At 61.1% G+C, this 15,927-nt stretch carries 16 protein-coding genes and 1 pseudogene; 8 read left to right on the forward strand and 9 right to left on the reverse strand.

All coding sequences use genetic code 11. From position 1 onward, the window contains the following. Window positions 1-7: 7 nt before the first annotated feature. Window positions 8-2,104: an ATP-binding protein gene (locus A6U87_RS23110; RefSeq protein ID WP_065693649.1), complete on the reverse strand. Its 2,097-nt coding sequence runs from the start codon at window positions 2,102-2,104 to the stop codon at window positions 8-10. Between the two features lie 345 nt (window positions 2,105-2,449). Between A6U87_RS23110 and A6U87_RS23115 the strand changes: the two genes are divergently transcribed. Continuing rightward, window positions 2,450-4,243 (forward strand): acetolactate synthase 3 large subunit, encoded by a 1,794-nt coding sequence (locus A6U87_RS23115; RefSeq protein ID WP_065693650.1) that lies wholly within the window; start codon window positions 2,450-2,452, stop codon window positions 4,241-4,243. A gap of 26 nt (window positions 4,244-4,269) precedes the next feature. Beyond that, window positions 4,270-4,842, forward strand: coding sequence for an acetolactate synthase small subunit (ilvN, locus tag A6U87_RS23120; protein ID WP_065693651.1), 573 nt, complete (start codon window positions 4,270-4,272; stop codon window positions 4,840-4,842). Between the two features lie 76 nt (window positions 4,843-4,918). Here ilvN and A6U87_RS23125 read toward each other — a convergent pair whose 3' ends face one another. Beyond that, window positions 4,919-5,896, reverse strand: a complete 978-nt coding sequence (locus A6U87_RS23125) for a LysR family transcriptional regulator (RefSeq protein ID WP_065693652.1) — start codon at window positions 5,894-5,896, stop codon at window positions 4,919-4,921. An 85-nt stretch (window positions 5,897-5,981) separates the two neighbouring features. Between A6U87_RS23125 and A6U87_RS23130 the strand changes: the two genes are divergently transcribed. Next, window positions 5,982-7,106 (forward strand): alkene reductase, encoded by a 1,125-nt coding sequence (locus A6U87_RS23130; protein ID WP_065693791.1) that lies wholly within the window; start codon window positions 5,982-5,984, stop codon window positions 7,104-7,106. 37 nt (window positions 7,107-7,143) lie between these two features. Here A6U87_RS23130 and A6U87_RS23135 read toward each other — a convergent pair whose 3' ends face one another. Next, window positions 7,144-7,992, reverse strand: coding sequence for an aldo/keto reductase (locus A6U87_RS23135; protein ID WP_065693653.1), 849 nt, complete (start codon window positions 7,990-7,992; stop codon window positions 7,144-7,146). 157 nt (window positions 7,993-8,149) lie between these two features. On the opposite strand from A6U87_RS23135, the gene A6U87_RS23140 reads away from it, so the two are divergent. After that, window positions 8,150-8,743, forward strand: a complete 594-nt coding sequence (locus A6U87_RS23140) for a LysE family translocator (protein ID WP_065693654.1) — start codon at window positions 8,150-8,152, stop codon at window positions 8,741-8,743. On the opposite strand, the pseudogene A6U87_RS23145 reads toward A6U87_RS23140, so the two are convergent. Both A6U87_RS23145 and A6U87_RS23150 read right to left on the reverse strand, forming a co-directional pair. Then, window positions 8,735-9,137: pseudogene (locus tag A6U87_RS23145) on the reverse strand (DUF2269 family protein). The gene A6U87_RS23140 and the pseudogene A6U87_RS23145 overlap by 9 nt on opposite strands. Then, complete coding sequence (locus A6U87_RS23150) at window positions 9,137-10,420, reverse strand: SDR family oxidoreductase (protein ID WP_065693655.1); 1,284 nt, start codon at window positions 10,418-10,420, stop codon at window positions 9,137-9,139. Before A6U87_RS23150 ends, A6U87_RS23145 begins: the two are co-directional and overlap by 1 nt. Before the next feature lie 98 nt (window positions 10,421-10,518). Between A6U87_RS23150 and nthA the strand changes: the two genes are divergently transcribed. The 3 genes from nthA to A6U87_RS23165 are packed head-to-tail and all read left to right on the forward strand — an operon-like array spanning window position 10,519 to window position 12,186. Continuing rightward, a complete protein-coding gene (gene nthA / locus A6U87_RS23155; protein WP_198928750.1) occupies window positions 10,519-11,172 on the forward strand; it encodes a nitrile hydratase subunit alpha in 654 nt (217 codons plus the stop codon). Continuing rightward, window positions 11,169-11,828, forward strand: coding sequence for a nitrile hydratase subunit beta (gene nthB, locus A6U87_RS23160; protein WP_065693657.1), 660 nt, complete (start codon window positions 11,169-11,171; stop codon window positions 11,826-11,828). The genes nthA and nthB overlap by 4 nt, the downstream gene beginning before the upstream one ends. Further along, window positions 11,815-12,186 carry a nitrile hydratase accessory protein gene (locus A6U87_RS23165; protein ID WP_065693658.1) on the forward strand — a complete coding sequence of 124 codons (372 nt, stop codon included), beginning with the start codon at window positions 11,815-11,817 and terminating at the stop codon, window positions 12,184-12,186. Before nthB ends, A6U87_RS23165 begins: the two co-directional genes overlap by 14 nt. Window positions 12,187-12,189: 3 nt before the next feature. On the opposite strand, the gene A6U87_RS23170 is transcribed toward A6U87_RS23165, so the two are convergent. The 3 genes from A6U87_RS23170 to A6U87_RS23180 are packed head-to-tail and all read right to left on the reverse strand — an operon-like array spanning window position 12,190 to window position 13,886. Continuing rightward, the gene (locus tag A6U87_RS23170; protein ID WP_065693659.1) at window positions 12,190-12,972 is read right to left on the reverse strand and encodes an anti-sigma factor; all 783 of its coding nucleotides are present in this window, start codon (window positions 12,970-12,972) and stop codon (window positions 12,190-12,192) included. Next, window positions 12,969-13,484 carry an RNA polymerase sigma factor gene (locus A6U87_RS23175; RefSeq protein ID WP_065693660.1) on the reverse strand — a complete coding sequence of 172 codons (516 nt, stop codon included), beginning with the start codon at window positions 13,482-13,484 and terminating at the stop codon, window positions 12,969-12,971. The genes A6U87_RS23170 and A6U87_RS23175 overlap by 4 nt, the downstream gene beginning before the upstream one ends. 21 nt (window positions 13,485-13,505) lie before the next feature. Then, on the reverse strand, window positions 13,506-13,886 hold the full coding sequence (locus tag A6U87_RS23180; RefSeq protein WP_065693661.1) for a hypothetical protein: 381 nt from the start codon (window positions 13,884-13,886) through the stop codon (window positions 13,506-13,508). Window positions 13,887-14,021: 135 nt separating this feature from the next. Between A6U87_RS23180 and A6U87_RS23185 the strand changes: the two genes are divergently transcribed. Continuing rightward, window positions 14,022-15,149: an ATP-dependent RecD-like DNA helicase gene (locus tag A6U87_RS23185; protein ID WP_065693662.1), complete on the forward strand. Its 1,128-nt coding sequence runs from the start codon at window positions 14,022-14,024 to the stop codon at window positions 15,147-15,149. A gap of 41 nt (window positions 15,150-15,190) precedes the next feature. On the opposite strand, the gene A6U87_RS23190 is transcribed toward A6U87_RS23185, so the two are convergent. Further along, entirely contained in the window at window positions 15,191-15,886 is a 696-nt protein-coding gene (locus A6U87_RS23190) for a MerR family transcriptional regulator (RefSeq protein WP_065693663.1), read from the reverse strand. Between the last annotated feature and the right edge of the window lie 41 nt (window positions 15,887-15,927).

The raw sequence follows: 15,927 nt of genomic DNA on the forward strand, positions 1-15,927 counted from the left end.
GTTCGCCTCAATCCTTGTCGTAGAGACTGCTGAGTGGCTTCTTCAAGATGCTCTCCCGCAACGAGACGCCCGGTTCCCGGCGAATACTGGCCTGCTGCGTGGGTTGTTCGGCTGGGCGTTGTTGCGTCTGGCGGATATCGGCGCGCATTTCGCGGCGCAGGGCTTCCAGCCGGCTGTCGATCGATGTTTCCGTGGCGCTGCCGAACGCTTCACGCGTCGGGGCCAGCGGAGAGGGCTCACGCGCTACATAGCCGGTCGGCAGCATGTCCTGACGATAGGGCTCGATCGGTGCGAGCGGCGGCGTGTTCGAAACAGGTGCCGCTGTGAACGTGGGAGCGACCGTATCAGTAAACTGCGGCGCGTAGTTATCGTCGTCGTCTGGCTCCATCCCGGCGGTCGCTGCCTTGAAGCTTTGCTGGAAGGCCGAGATATCGGGGCCGCTGACGGCGCGCATGCGTGTCACGATCTTGCGCAGATCGACATTATCAGGATCTTCGTCGGTAACCTTGGCGCTGACAGCAGCACCATTTGCCTTTGGAAGCAGGTTTTCCGAGACGCGGGAGAAGCGCATGCGCATCGGCACGCTGATCGCTTCGCCGAAGGCGATGGCTTCGCCGTTGCCAATGGAGGAAATGAAGCTCGTCGTCGAGATCGACGAATTCGGAATGGCCGAGCGAATGATTTCCTGGTCACGATCGTTGGCAAGGCGCATGGCAAAGAGCGTCGAGCACTGTGAGAGGATGGTCTGATCCAGTTCCCCCGGTCGCTGGGTGATGATGCCGAGGGACACGCCGTACTTGCGGCCTTCCTTGGCGATGCGGGCGATTGCTTGTCGCGTCGGGAAGAAGCCGAGGTTCGGGTCGGACGGAATGTAGCGGTGCGCCTCTTCGCAGACGACCAGCATGTGGATGGCGCCATCGCTCCAAAGAGCGATTTCGAAAGCCATGCGGCAGAGCACCGACGCTACCGAGTTCACGACTTCCGACGGGATGCCGGATAGCTGGAAGGTACAGATCGGGCGGTTGTCGCCGGGAACCCGGAAGATCTCGGCGACCGTCTCCATGATCGTGTCACTGATCGTGTTGTTGGAGAACATGAAATGGTAACGCGGATCGTTGATCGCGGCGATGATGCGCATTTTCAACGATCGAAGGGCCGGCTTCTCGCTGCGGCCTTCAAGGCGACCAATTCGCTCGTCGATCAGCGCCAGCAGGTCGGCCATGCGGTATGGAACCGGCGTATCGGCTGTGATCGAGCTTTTCTCGGTGGTGCGACGCACCAGGGAATTGTCGCTGCCGCGGAAGGCACGCTTTGCTTCCGGCAGGATGTCGCGCAGCATGTCGAGTTCTTCCGGTACCGGCGTTCTGCCGCGGAAGACGACTTCGGCGAACTCTTCCAGTCGCATCAGCCAGAAGGGCAGGTCGAGCGTGTCGGTATCGACGACGACCGAGTGCTTCGGGAATGCAGCGGCGAATTCGTTGTGCGGATCGAGAATGAGCACGCGCAGCTTCGGGTCTGCCTCGATCGCCTTGTGAAGCAGCAATGAGACTGCCGTCGATTTGCCGACGCCGGTCGAGCCGACGATGGCGAAGTGCTTGGAGAGCATAGAGGGGACGTGGATCGATGCGTCGATGCTTTCGTCCTGGGTGAGCTTGCCGATGACGGCTGTCGTGCCAGTGCCAGCATCATAAATGCGCATCAGGTCGGTCGAGCGAATCCGATGGGCAACAGCGCCGAGATAGGGATAGCGCGAAATACCGGTCGAAAACTCCTCATGCCCGTCTTCATCCACGCGGACTTCGCCAAGCAGCTCGGTTTCGATTTTGAAATAGTTGTCTTCGCCTTCACCCCACGCGTGGCTGCCGGTATTCATGGAATAGACGAGCGCGACGACGCGGTTGCGTCCGACGCTAATGGAGATCAGCTTTCCGACGGACCAAAGTTCCGTGAGATCCGTGCCACCGGCTTCGGCAATGGCGGCGATGGTTGCCCGAGAACCGCTACACGCAACAACGCGACCGAGGAAACGGTTCCCCGGCACTTGGCTGTCGCGGCGGTCATGCTCGCCTGCTTCACCTGACGTCTGCAAGTCGTTGTTGAGCAAAGGGCTACTCCCTGCGGTAGCAAAGGAGGATAAGGGGGAACATTTAACAAACTCTTTTGCGGCCCTTGGAGCGCCGCCTACTCGTGTCAACGGTGGCGAAAAGTGGTCAATTTTTTATTGCGGCAAGCGTTGACGATGCGAAATTTTCTGTCTATCACTTCGGCCCATGAAAATCGCAGTAGCTCTTATCGTGGTGGGAAGGCGCATGGGCAGGATGGTGTAACCATCCGGCGATAGCCACCCATGCGCTAGACGAAGGCTCCCACAGGGGCCTTTTTTTATGCCCAAAATTCGGGTCTCCTCGCTACAGAATTCAAATCCCAGCAGTCAAAACGGAAAAGAAACATGACGGGCACGGACAAGCAGACGGACGAAAATCGGATGACAGGCGCGGAAATCGTTATCCGCGCGCTCAAGGACAATGGCGTCGAACACCTGTTCGGCTATCCGGGTGGTGCCGTGCTTCCGATCTATGACGAGATTTTCCAGCAGGACGACATCAAGCACATCCTCGTTCGCCACGAGCAGGGCGCCGGCCATGCGGCCGAAGGTTATGCCCGCTCCACCGGCAAGGTTGGCGTCATGCTCGTCACATCGGGTCCTGGCGCCACCAATGCCGTCACGCCGCTGCAGGATGCGCTGATGGACTCCGTTCCGCTCGTCTGCCTGAGCGGCCAGGTTCCGACCTCTCTGATCGGCTCCGACGCCTTCCAGGAAGCCGATACCGTCGGCATCACACGCCCCTGCACCAAGCACAACTGGCTGGTCAAGGACGTCAACGATCTGGCGGCGATCATCCATGAAGCCTTCCGCATCGCGCAGTCGGGCCGTCCGGGTCCTGTTCTCGTCGATATTCCGAAGGACGTCCAGTTCGCTACCGGCACCTACACGCCGCCGGCAGCCCACGCGATCCAGAAGAGCTACCAGCCGAAGGTTCAGGGCGATCTCAACCAGATCCATGCGGCGATCGAGATGATGTCGAAGGCGCGTCGTCCGATCATCTATTCCGGCGGCGGCGTTGTTAACTCCGGACCGGAGGCGTCCAAGCTGTTGCGTGAGTTGGTCGAGCTCACCGATTTCCCGATCACCTCGACGCTGATGGGTCTCGGCGCCTATCCGGCCTCCGGCAAGAACTGGCTGAAGATGCTCGGCATGCACGGCTCCTACGAGGCGAACATGGCGATGCACGATTGCGACGTCATGGTCTGCATCGGCGCGCGCTTCGACGACCGCATTACCGGCCGCCTGAACGCGTTCTCGCCGAACTCGAAGAAGATCCACATCGATATCGATCCGTCTTCGATCAACAAGAACGTTCGCGTCGACGTTCCGATCCGTGGTGACGTCGGCAATGTCCTGGAGGACATGGTCCGCCTGTGGCGTGCCCTGCCGAAGAAGCCGGAGAAGAGCCAGACCGCCGAATGGTGGGCTGACATCACGCGCTGGCGTGCGCGCAATTCGTTTGCCTACACGCACAGCAACGACGTCATCATGCCGCAATACGCACTGGAGCGCCTCTATGCGCTGACCAAGGATCGCGACACCTATATCACGACCGAAGTCGGCCAGCACCAGATGTGGGCGGCGCAGTTCTACGGTTTCGAGAGGCCGAACCGCTGGATGACCTCGGGTGGTCTCGGCACGATGGGCTACGGCCTGCCGGCAGCCCTCGGCGTGCAGATCGCGCATCCAGAGAGCCTGGTCATCGACATCGCCGGCGATGCCTCGATCCAGATGTGCATCCAGGAAATGTCGGCGGCGATCCAGTATGAAGCGCCGATCAAGATCTTCATCATGAACAACCAGTACATGGGCATGGTGCGCCAGTGGCAGCAGTTGCTGCACGGCAACCGTCTGTCGAACTCCTACACCGAGGCGATGCCCGATTTCGTCAAGCTGGCGGAAGCCTACGGCGCCGTTGGCCTGCGCTGCGAAAAGCCCGGCGATCTCGACGCGACCATCCAGGAGATGATCGACGTCAAGAAGCCGGTCATCTTCGATTGCCGCGTCGCCAATCTCGCAAACTGCTTCCCGATGATCCCATCGGGTAAGGCACACAACGAGATGCTGCTGCCCGACGAAGCCACCGACGAGGCGGTCGCAAATGCGATCGACGCCAAGGGCCGCGCGCTCGTTTGATAATAAGGTAGAGGAAACCCAAGACTATGAACGCACACCTACAGCCGACGGGCTCTGCCTATTTCATTTCGCCGGAGACAGCGGCAGTCGAGAGCCATACGCTTTCCGTTCTCGTCGACAACGAGCCGGGCGTTCTCGCCCGGGTCATCGGCCTGTTCTCGGGTCGCGGTTACAACATCGAGAGCCTCACCGTCTCCGAGACCGAGCACCAGGCGCATCTGTCGCGCATCACCATCGTGACGCGAGGCACGCCCCACGTTCTCGAGCAGATCAAGGCGCAGCTCGAGCGTATCGTTCCTGTTCATCGCGTGGTCGACCTGACGGTTCGTGCCCGCGAACTGGGCCAGGAGCGCCCGATCGAGCGGGAAGTGGCGCTCGTCAAGATCGTCGGTACGGGCGAGACCCGCGCCGAAACGCTGCGGCTTGCCGATGCCTTCCACGCGAAGGTCGTCGACGCAACGGTCGATCACTTCATTCTCGAGATCACCGGCAAGTCTTCGAAGATCGACCAGTTCGTCTCGATCATGAAGCCGCTCGGCCTGATCGAGGTCTGCCGCACCGGCATCGCCGCGATGAACCGCGGCCAGCAGGGCATGTAAGCAAACAGATTGCCGGGCACCCTGGTGTCCGGCACATCTTCGTCCCGATGCCTCCGATGGGGCGCGGCGATGAACTCTACTCGGCGGCGATCATCGTGATGTCGGATCCCGCATTTGCCTGAAGCACCTTGGCGCGAACCGGTTCAAGAGCCGAAAGGACCTGTTGGCGTAGCCACGCGTGGCCGGCGTTGCGGTCGGACGAGGTGTGCCATCCAAGCGAGATGTCATAGGGTGGAATGTCCACCGGCCCTGGGCTGATGGCCAGGCCGAACACCGGTGCCCAGGCTCGAGCGAAGCTTGCCGGCACGGCGGCGATCACGTGCGTATCCCGAACCAGGATCGGCAGCGTGAACAGGTGTGGCGTCGTCACCGCTGCGCGCCGTTTCAATCCACGCTCAGCCAGCACTTCGTCCACGAGCCGGCAGCGACCGTCCTTGCTGACGATCACGGCCTGTGGGGTCGAAAGAAACGTCTCCAGGTCGATCGCGCCGGGACCGCCGGTTGTCTCGGGATTGCTGAGGATCACATAGCGCTCGGCCCAGAGCTTGCGACGTTTATGGAGCTCGTTGCCAGTCTCGACCTTGCCGATCGCGAGATCGATTTCGCCACTGTCCAGGAGGTCAGCGGGATAATCCTGATCCAGCGACCGTATCACGAAATCCACGTGCGGCGCCTGTTCGCGAACGGACGCGAGAAGCGGCGGCATCAGTAGGCTTTCGAGATAGTCGGTCATTCCGAGCGTGAAGGTTCGCTCGTCCGTTGCCGGGTCGAATTGCTCCGGTTCGATCAGGCGGGATTGGATCGTGCACAGGATCCCGCTCACGGTTTCCGCGAGTTCCTGCGCCCGTGGCGTCGGTTCGATCCCGCGCGCCGAGCGAACAAACAGCTCATCCGATAGAAGCGCTCGCAAGCGCCCGAGATTGTGGCTCAAGGCGGATTGGGATGTGCCGATGCGCTGTGCCGCTCGCGTGACGTTGCGCTCGCTCATCAGGGCATCAAACGCCACCAGCAGATTGAGGTCGAATTTCAAGATATGAGCGTGATCGATCGACATCATGATTTCCATGTGTTGGATTTATGAATGCGCCAGAGATATCTACTCGGTCGATGATAATCAACCGAATTAAGGAATGACGCTCATGAAGTCTCTCTTTGAAGTCCACGACCTTCGTGGCCAGACGCTTCGCAATCGCGTTGTCATGGCTCCGATGACGCGAGCAAGGGCCAAGGACGGCATCGCCGACCAGCAGACTGCCGACTATTATCGCCAGCGCGCCGGCGCCGGTCTGATCGTTTCCGAGGGAACGCCGATCTCACAAGAGGGAACGGGCTTCGCCTTCATCCCCGGCATCTGGTCCGACGATCAGGTTCGCGGCTGGAAGGGCGTGACGAAGGCCGTGCATGAGGAGGGCGGGAAGATCTTTGCGCAGATCTGGCACGTCGGTCGCATGTCGCATACCTCTCTTCAGCCAGGTGGCGGACAGCCGGTCAGCGCCAGCGCGAAGCCCGCTCGAGACGACAAGAGTACGGCCTTTGCATTCAACGAGGAGGGCGTTGCCGGTTTCGTCGAAGCGAGCGTACCGCGACCGCTCGGAACCAATGAGGTCTCACGGGTCGTGGACGACTTTGCAAAAGCCGCGGCCAATGCCGTTGCGGCCGGATTCGACGGCGTCGAAATCCACGGTGCGAACGGCTATCTGCTGGAGCAGTTTCTCAATCCTGAGATCAACGCCCGTGCCGACCGATACGGTGCCGGCAATGTCGAGGATCGGACGCGGTTCGCGCTTGAGATTGTCGATGCAGTGGTGGCGCGGATCGGTGCCGAGAAGGTTGGCATCCGGCTTTCACCATTCGGCAAACTGTTCGACATGCCGCATCATCCGTTGATCGAGGAAACCTACCTGCACCTTGCGTCGCAGCTCGCTGAACGAAACCTTGCCTACGTGCATTTGAAAGACCAGGGACCCGCCAGCGCTCCGGCGATTTCCAACGATTTCCTGCGCAAGTTCCGCGAGCGCTATTCGGGCACGCTTATACTCGCTGGTGCTCTCGACAAGCGTCGTGCGGAGCAGTTCCTGTATGACGGCCTGATCGATCTTGCCGCCTTCGGTCAACCGTTCATCGCAAATCCCGACCTGGTGGATCGACTGCAGCGGGACTTGCCGTTGGCGACGCCGAACCGCGAGACCTATTATGGCGGCGGTGCCGAGGGATACACTGACTATCCGGTCCATGCTGAGGTGTCGGAGACAAAGGCGGCCTGATGTGGTGCCCCTGACGAGCTATCGAAGTCGCCGGGGATCACAGCATCTCCAGCGGCTTCTTTCGTGCGGGCGGCGGGAAGGCGGCGTCGAGCGCTGCCCAATCCTCGTCGGTGATATCGAGTGAGACGGCCTCACGATTCTCCGCGGCGCGGGCGGCATTCGCCGTTTTCGGAATGACGATCGCGCCTTCACGTTCCAGCAGGAAGGCGAGTGCCACTTGCGCTGGCGTCGCCTGGTTGGCCTTGGCGATGCGGATCAACTCGGGATTGTGGAGGATGCGGCCCTGCTCGATCGGCGAATAGGCCATGACGGGGATGTTGCGCTTCTGGCACCAGGGCAAAAGGTCGAACTCGATGCCGCGGCGGGCGAGATTGTAGAGCACCTGATTGGCGGCCACGTTTTTTCCGGAGGGGACGGCAAGCAGTTCTTCCATGTCTGATGTATCGAAATTGGAGACGCCCCAGGCGCCGATCTTGCCTGAGGCCTTCAGTTCCTCGAAAGCCTCGACAGTTTCGGCAAGCGGATGATTGCCACGCCAGTGCAGGAGGTAGAGATCGATGCGGTCTGTTCCCAAGCGCGACAGGCTGTTGTCGCAGGCCTCGATCGTGCCTTTGCGGCTGGCATTCCAGGGGTAGACCTTGGTGACTAGGAAGACCTCGTCGCGGCGGCCGCGGATCGCTTCGCCGACGATCTTCTCCGCTCCACCTTCGGCATACATTTCCGCGGTGTCGATCAGCGTCATGCCGAGATCGAGACCCGCGCGCAGGCTTTCGATCTCGCGCTTCGCCTCCGAGGCGTGCTCGCCCATGTTCCAGGTTCCCTGACCGAGAACAGGAATTTCCCTGCCGTTTGGCAGCAGCGTGGTGGGGATAGGATCGTCTTGCATCGCGTGGCCCGTTTTTCCGAACAAGATTGGAGTCGCAGCTATCTTTCGACCAAACCTGTCACCGTGACAATGCAAACGTGGCATCTCGAATATAGGTCAAATAGGTTGACCTAAATCAACAAGGCCCGTTGCATGAACTGCGGGTTCGGGAGGCCCCATGCCGCTGGATACCTTTCTGGCCCTCTTTCTGTTTGCCTTTACGACGTCGATCACGCCGGGGCCGAACAACATGATGCTGTTTGCGTCGGGCGTGAATTTCGGCTTTCGCCGGACCATTCCGCATATGCTGGGCATCGGCGCTGGCTTCTTCTCTCTGCTATTGGGCGTCGGATTGGGGCTTGGCGCGCTCCTGCATACGGTGCCGGTATTGTACACGGTGCTGAAATTCGCCGGCGGGGCCTATCTCGCCTGGGTCGCCTGGAAGATCGCCACATCGCGCTCGCTGAGCGAAGGAAAGAGCGCCGCGCAGCCGATGTCCTTCCTGTCGGCCGCCGCTTTCCAGTGGGTCAATCCGAAGGCTTGGGTCATGGCCGTCACGGCGATGGCGACCTATACCATTCCCAATATCTACTTCGCGAGCGTGCTCATGGTGGGCGCTGCCTTCGCGCTGGTCAATGTGCCGAGCGTTTCCACCTGGGCGGGCTTCGGTTCGGCGCTGCGCGAATGGTTATCAGACCCGGTGCGGCTGAAATGGTTCAACATAACCATGGCGGTGCTTTTGGTGCTAAGCCTCTGGCCGATGCTAAAATAGTGTGATCGATGGCTTGGTCAGCATCAGCCACAGAATGCCGACGACCGCGAAAAAGGCAGGGAAGCCGCAGGCGAACCAGGCGAATTTGAATCCACACCACCGGCAGCCAGAACAGGCCGGTGAAGACATAGAGCAGCAGCGACAGCGAGATCCAGCCTTCCGTCAGCGGCCAGCCGATCAGTCTTGCCAGAAGGTAGCCCGTCACGGGTTGAAAAATCGCTGCCGTCGCGGTGAAGATCGTATCAGCGATCACCACTGTTGCGGCGACATGTGCGATCAGCACCGGATCGCGCGTCCTGTGCGCCATCGTCATGAAAAAGGCGATGCCGGCACCTGTTCCGAAAAGGACCGTCGCGCCGATCACATGCGCCAGCAGGAGGAGTTCTTCCAGCATCACCGTTCATCCAGGATGGCAAGGGTGGCAAGCGTCAGGATGAGTGCCGGTATCACCTTGACCATCGGCCCGAGCGGATCCAGCCATAATGCAGGCTCCAGAACGACAGAGCCCGCAAGGTAGGCAAGGGAAGTGGCAAGCATCGCGAGGAGCGCACGCCGCGCAAATGGGCGAACAAGGATCGCGGCTCCCAATGCCACATCGAGAAGGCAGGTCAGGACCGTCAGGGCAGTCGCTGTCAGTGCGGGCATGAATGGCAGGAAGTGGGCACTTGCTTGTTCGAGCCTTGCAAGCGGTATCAGCCCAGACAGCAACCAGAAGACCGACAGGCCGCCGATCATCAAGGGCTTCGTCAGATACAGCCTTGCGAACCACAGATCCTGTACGCCCGCCGGGTTGGCGGCGAGTGTTGCCGCTGCCGTTTTGACTTGCGCATAGGCGCCTGCTGCTGACGATGTTCGCACGCCCTCCGACATGACTGTCATTGCTGTTGAACGCAAAGGCGAGCGCCAGCCGAGGCGGCCGGCAAGGTCGGCCAGCAAGGTGATCGGCCGCGCCGCGGCGGGTGGAATGGAGATGACGGGAGCAGAAGGCAAGCCAAGCCATTGTCGGTGGAGCCCGACGAGCTCGGAGAGCGAGAGTGTCTGGCTGCCAGCCACATCGATATCCGTGCCGACAGGGAGCCTCCCTGCCACTGCGTCGCTGACAGCAGTGGCAACATCGTCGAGGGATACCGTCTCAACCGGATTGCTTGCGTGGACGAGAGGCAGGCAGAAGGGGAATGCGGCGAGCGCTCTCAGCAGCGCAAAACCGCCATGCGCATTTCGGCCGAGCACCAGAGCGGGACGAATGATGACATAGGGCAGACCGCTCGCGGCTAGCGCATCGTCAGCCCGGCGCTTGGTGGCGAGAAATGGCAGGCCGCTTGCCGCGCCGCTTGTGCGGGCCGATATCTGCACGATCAGAGGCCGCGTGGACTTCTGGGCGGCTGCGTAGAGCGCCAGCATCGCATCGGCCTGAGTGGCGGCGAGGTGATCGGAAAGGCCATCCTGCAATGCGCCGGCACAACTGATCACGACGTCCTGGCTGTCCAGTACCTGTGTCCAATCGGCGGCCGCCGTCATCGTCGACAGATCGGCGGCGATCCACCGTATGGCTGGCTGCCGTATGCGCATGCGGCCGGGCTTGCGCGAAAGACACGTGACGATGTGGCCTTCGGCAGACAGGCGCGCTGCGACGGCCGCGCCGATAAAGCCAGTTCCTCCGAGAATCAGTATATGCATGCGCCGAGACTATCCGAAAAGTTGCATGCGCATAGGAGGTCTTGGCAGTGTCTCTGCGTCGGCCTAAGAATGAGGCGCCACTTCGGAGGACTATTCTCGTGCACGATGATGACCACCACCACGATCACGATCATCCCCATAATCATGACCATCACCACGATAATCACTACTCCGACATGCAGGCGCGGGTGAGGGCGCTTGAGACGGTTCTGACGGAGAAGGGCCTGATCGATCCTGCGGCGCTCGATGCGATCGTGGAGACCTACGAGACCAAGGTCGGGCCGCGCAACGGTGCACGTGTTGTCGCAAAGGCTTGGAGCGATCCGGATTTCGCCGAGTGGCTGAAGCGTGACGCGACGGCTGCGATTGCGAGCCTCGGCTATACCGGTCGCCAGGGCGAGCACATGCGCGCGGTGTTCAACACCGACGATACCCACAATCTCGTCGTCTGCACGCTTTGCTCCTGCTACCCGTGGTCCGTGCTCGGGTTGCCGCCGGTCTGGTACAAGGCGCCGGCATACCGGTCGCGCGCTGTGATCGATCCGCGCGGCGTGTTGGCCGAGTTCGGCGTCGTCTTGCCGGAGAGCAAGAAGATCCGCGTATGGGATTCGACGGCCGAATTGCGATATCTCGTCATTCCCGAGCGGCCTGATGGCACAGATGGCTGGAGCGAGGAGCGACTGGCAAACCTCGTCAGTCGCGACGCGATGATTGGCACCGGTGTCGCGGCAACCCCCGGAGGCCCGGCATGAACGGTCCTCACGATCTAGGCGGGCAGATGGGTTTCGGTCCTGTTGCTCCCGAAAAGGATGAACCTTATTTCCATGCCGAGTGGGAAAAGCGGGCGCTTGGCGTTACGCTGTCCTGCGGCGCGTTTGGCGCGTGGAACATCGATGAAAGCCGCCATGCGCGGGAGAACATTCCGCCTGCGGATTACCTTGCCGCCAGCTACTACGAGGTCTGGATCAGGGCACTTGAAGTGCTGCTGACGCGCCATGGCTTCGTTGCGGACGGTGAGATCGAAGCCGGCCACAAGCAGAGCGAGGGCGTAAGCCCCAAGCGTGTTCTCAAGGCCGATATGGTCGCAGGCGTGCTTGCGAAAGGCGGTCCCTGCGACCGGCCGGTCGAGACACTGCCGCACTTTGCAGTCGGCGACAGAGTTCGGACGAAGAACTTCAATCCAACCGGCCACACGCGACTGCCACGTTATGCGCGCGCCAAATCCGGGGTCGTTGAGGCCGTCCAGGGCTCCTTCGTCTTTCCCGACGACAATGCACATGGCAAGGGCGAGAATCCGCAATGGGTCTATACCGTCGTCTTCGATGGCGGTGAGATCTGGGGCGAGGGTGTTGATCCCTCGCTCAGCGTTTCGATCGATGCATGGGAGAGCTACCTTGAGCCGGTGTGAGACCTCATCGCCGCTGGCGCAATCCCCCCAGCTGCCGATCTCGGCTGACGGCGAGCCGGTCTTTCCGGAGCCGTGGGCGGCGGAAGCCTTTGCCATGACGGTGCATCTGCACGAGCGTGGCTTGTTCAGCTGGAACGAATGGGCGGAGAACCTGTCGCGGGAGCTCCACAAGCCGGGGCGCGCCGTGGACGGCAGTGACTATTTCGACTGTTGGGTTGCGGCCTTGTCTGCCGTTCTGGTCGAGCGCGGCATTGCCGATGCCGACGCGCTTCTAGCCCTGCAGCGCAGCTGGCAACGCGCGGCGGAGGCGACACCGCACGGTCACCCGATAGAGCTTGCCAACGACCCGCTTCGATAGGGGTCAGGAAGGGAACTGCCGGTAGCATTCCTCGGCCACTTTTCTCAACGTGTCGCGGGATATCTCGCCGGTCACGGCATAGCCTAGTTCGCCATCGATCCAGTAGAACGTCTCGACATTGTCCGCTGAGGCAAAGCGAAAACTCGTCGTGCGGTTGGCAGGGTTACGCCCGACGAGAACAGTCAGCCGCTCGCCAGCCTGATCCTCATACATGAACATCGCGCCCGGTCTTCCGTCGACCGGCAGAAGCCGGCCACCGACAAGATGGAAGCCGACCGTCTGCAGATTCGGCACCTTGAGGTCGGGAATGCTCAGGCGCTTGCCGAGCCAGGTCGCCAGATGCTCCTCTTCGTTGGCAAAGACTTCCACGGGATGTCTGACTTCGCCGGCATAGACCAGAAAGGCGTTCTGGGCCTCCTGTGGGAACGTCTGAACCTCGGTCAGTTGAAGCTGCGGCTTGTCGAAGATTTGTGGCCCATAGTAGCCGCTCAGCGCGCCGAGCCCGAAAAGGACGACCGCGCAGGCGGCGATGGCCGAGTACCTTGGCCAGACGATAGCGAAACGCCGGCGCGCGACGAGGGCGACATCGCTGTCCTTGCTTGTCTCGAAGCCTGCGAACAGCGTGCGGATTTCGGCGTTCTGAGCCCGCCACGTGGCGACCTTGCTGGCCTCGTCGGGATTCTCGCGCAGCCAGATTTCGACACGCGCGCGTGTGGCCTCGGGCAGTTGCCCGTCGACATAGGCGTGGAGGTCCGCTTCGGTCACGGTGGGGATGGGTTCGTTCATTTGGGTCTCCGAAGCGTAATGATATTGTCCGCGCGCAATTGCTCCGCGATCTTCTGGCGGGCACGCGACAGGCGGGACATGACGGTTCCGATCGGGATGTCGAGCATGTCGGCCACCTGCTGGTAGGTGTAGCCCTCCATGACGACGAGCATGAGCACTGACCGGTTTTCCTCCGACAGGGCGTTTAACGCGCCTTCCAGCCGGGAGCGCTCGAGCGGGTCCGATGGTTGTTCCACAGCTGCCAGGTTCTCCGCCCCGTCCATGTCCACGAATGCGTTGGCGGTGTTCTTGCGACGCCCGTTGCGGTAGAGGTTCGTCATGATCGTCAGGACCCAGCCCCGCAGGTTGAGGCCACGCCACTGGCCGCGCCGGGCCAGGACCTTTTCGACACAATCCTGCAGCAGGTCTTCGCCGTCGCTATCGGAGCGCGTCAGGCTCCTGGAATAGCGCCGAAGCGACGGGAGGAGGGCCAGGACCTGGCCCTCGAAGGTGTCAGGAGCGGGTGGCTTCATGCGTGTCGCCCCGTCCGCTGCTCAAGGCTTTGCAACATCCCAGACATCCTTGAAGCCATCACCGGTGACATCGCCCATCTTCTTGTCCTTGACCCAGAAATAGAGCGGCATGCCATCCTTGGCCCATTGCCTTGTCCCGTCCTTGCGTTCGATGAGCGAGTATGCCCCTTCTGTCTTCACATTGCCAACTGCCAGCAGCGGAGGCCATGCCTTGGCGCAATCGTCATAGCAGTTGGATACGCCCATCGTGTCCTTCTTGAAGGTATAGAGCGCCATGCCGTTTTCGCCGGCCAGGATCTTGCCCTTGGCGGAATCGACTGTCTTGACCGGAGCGTCGGCGAAAGCGGGTGTTGCAGCGGCTGACAGCGCAGCCAATACGATCAGCGTGGTTAGGGACTTCATGGTTTTCTCCTCACACGTTACGGCAGGCTTTCTTGCGTTGCCGGACATGAGACACGGGCGAGGGCCATTTTATTCCCGGCATCTCAGGAGTTTTTGAGTTGCCTATCCCAAGCGAATCCTGCCAAGTCGCTGACCATGCAATTCGCTCCGCAACAAGACGACGCCCTGAAGGCCGTTTCCAAATGGCTGAAGGAGGGGAAGTCACCGATTTTCCGCTTGTTCGGCTATGCCGGAACGGGGAAGACCACGCTTGCGCGGCATTTCGCCGAACATGTCGACGGCGATGTGCTGTTTGCGGCGTTCACCGGCAAGGCGGCGCAGGTCCTGCGTTCCAGGGGCGCCAGCAATGCCAAGACGCTTCACTCGCTGATCTATCGCCCTCGCGGTGAGGAGGCGGTCGAGGACGAGGAGACGGGCAAGACATCGATCGCCCCGATGTTTTCCATCAATCGGCAAAGCCCGGTGGCAAAAGCCGCGCTGATCATCGTCGATGAATGCTCGATGGTGGACGAGGCGCTCGGCAAGGACCTGATGAGTTTCGGTACGCCGATCCTCGTTCTCGGCGATCCCGGCCAGCTGCCGCCCGTTTCCGGCGGCGGATACTTCACCAACCAGGATCCCGACTACCTGCTGACCGACATCCACCGCCAGGCGCGCGACAACCCGATCATCAAGCTTGCGATGCAGGTGCGTGAGGGCAATGAGATCGCCTATGGCGACTATGGCACCGCGAAGGTGATTTCCAAGAACGACGTGACGCAGTCACTGGTGCTGGATGCGGATCAGGTTCTGGTCGGAACCAATCGGACGCGCCGCCGCTACAATCAGCGCCTGCGCGAATTGAAGGGCTTCACGGCCGACTATCCGCAGACCGGCGACAAGCTCGTGTGCCTGCGTAACGACCCGGCGAAGGGGCTCCTCAACGGTTCGCTATGGCAGGTCATGACCTCCTCCCGGGAGACGACGAAGCCCGGCATCAACTTGCTGATCCGTCCAGAGGACGACGACATGGATCGCGGTGCAGCCAAGATCAAGCTGCTCAAGCAGGCCTTCGAGGACGTCGAGGGGGAAATTCCGTGGAATACCCGCAAGCGCTACGACGAGTTCGACTATGGCTATGCGCTGACCGTGCACAAGGCGCAGGGTTCGCAATGGAACAATGTTGTTCTGTTCGATGAAAGCTGGGCGTTTCGAGACACCCGGGAGCGCTGGCTCTATACGGCCATCACGCGTGCAGCGGAAACGCTGACAATCGTTCGCTAGGAGTTTGATGCGGTGGCGGCCGCTTCAAGCGTTGCGGAACGTCAGACTTGGACCACCCCGAGCAGAACGGCCTTGGTAATGGCCTGAAAGCGGTTGTTCGCCCGGAGTTTGGTAATGATCGATGCTTCGATGGACTTTGCTTCGCTCTCGTTGAGATCGAGGTGGCGGGCGATTTTCTGCGTCGACAGACCCTCCGCCATCAGTGCCAGGCAGCGAAGCTCCTGATCGGTCAGAGCCTGCTCGGCCGCATTGTCGTTGTGCGGACCATCGCCTTCCGTGTTGCTATCCAGCAGTTCGGCAACCTGCTGCAGCTGGCGATGTAGTGTCGACATCTCCGCGCTCAGTTCCCGCTTGCGGGCCGCAAGTGCCGAGCGAAACACGGCTTCGGCGGTGTGCTGTGATTCTACGGCGCAGAGTTCGTTCATCAGTTCCTGGATGACCGCGACAGCCATGCCGGTCTCACGACAGACGTTGATCACGGCCATCTGCATGACTTCGGACGCGTCGTAGACCCGCATCAGCCCGATCCTGCTGGAGGAAATCAGACCCTTTTCCTCGTAGAAGTGCAATGTTCGGTGCGTCACCCCAAACGCATTTGCCATGTCGGCGATCGGCACGCGACCCGGCGGTAGTTCCCGCGGCAGGGCAATGAACGGCAGAAACGGCATTTTTGCTCGAGGACGCGGCGGAGCGCCTTGTGACCCCTGAGTAAGCGTCTGCTTGAAACTGTCTGCCATGAACCCTCCTGTTGTGCACATCGTGCAGCTCACACACTGCG

This window comes from Rhizobium sp. AC44/96 (assembly GCF_001692185.1).
In the GTDB taxonomy this organism is placed as follows: domain Bacteria; phylum Pseudomonadota; class Alphaproteobacteria; order Rhizobiales; family Rhizobiaceae; genus Rhizobium.

What these genes read in the sequence shown, in the direction of transcription:
- A6U87_RS23150 (WP_065693655.1), bottom strand. Translation starts at nt 10,420, where the DNA reads ATGCATATACTGATTCTCGGAGGAACTGGCTTTATCGGCGCGGCCGTC.
- A6U87_RS23140 (WP_065693654.1), top strand. Translation starts at nt 8,150, where the DNA reads ATGCCGCTGGATACCTTTCTGGCCCTCTTTCTGTTTGCCTTTACGACG.
- A6U87_RS23125 (WP_065693652.1), bottom strand. Translation starts at nt 5,896, where the DNA reads ATGTCGATCGATCACGCTCATATCTTGAAATTCGACCTCAATCTGCTG.
- A6U87_RS23130 (WP_065693791.1), top strand. Translation starts at nt 5,982, where the DNA reads ATGAAGTCTCTCTTTGAAGTCCACGACCTTCGTGGCCAGACGCTTCGC.
- A6U87_RS23115 (WP_065693650.1), top strand. Translation starts at nt 2,450, where the DNA reads ATGACGGGCACGGACAAGCAGACGGACGAAAATCGGATGACAGGCGCG.
- A6U87_RS23170 (WP_065693659.1), bottom strand. Translation starts at nt 12,972, where the DNA reads ATGAACGAACCCATCCCCACCGTGACCGAAGCGGACCTCCACGCCTAT.
- A6U87_RS23175 (WP_065693660.1), bottom strand. Translation starts at nt 13,484, where the DNA reads ATGAAGCCACCCGCTCCTGACACCTTCGAGGGCCAGGTCCTGGCCCTC.
- A6U87_RS23180 (WP_065693661.1), bottom strand. Translation starts at nt 13,886, where the DNA reads ATGAAGTCCCTAACCACGCTGATCGTATTGGCTGCGCTGTCAGCCGCT.
- A6U87_RS23190 (WP_065693663.1), bottom strand. Translation starts at nt 15,886, where the DNA reads ATGGCAGACAGTTTCAAGCAGACGCTTACTCAGGGGTCACAAGGCGCT.
- A6U87_RS23135 (WP_065693653.1), bottom strand. Translation starts at nt 7,992, where the DNA reads ATGCAAGACGATCCTATCCCCACCACGCTGCTGCCAAACGGCAGGGAA.
- ilvN (WP_065693651.1), top strand. Translation starts at nt 4,270, where the DNA reads ATGAACGCACACCTACAGCCGACGGGCTCTGCCTATTTCATTTCGCCG.
- A6U87_RS23185 (WP_065693662.1), top strand. Translation starts at nt 14,022, where the DNA reads ATGCAATTCGCTCCGCAACAAGACGACGCCCTGAAGGCCGTTTCCAAA.
- nthB (WP_065693657.1), top strand. Translation starts at nt 11,169, where the DNA reads ATGAACGGTCCTCACGATCTAGGCGGGCAGATGGGTTTCGGTCCTGTT.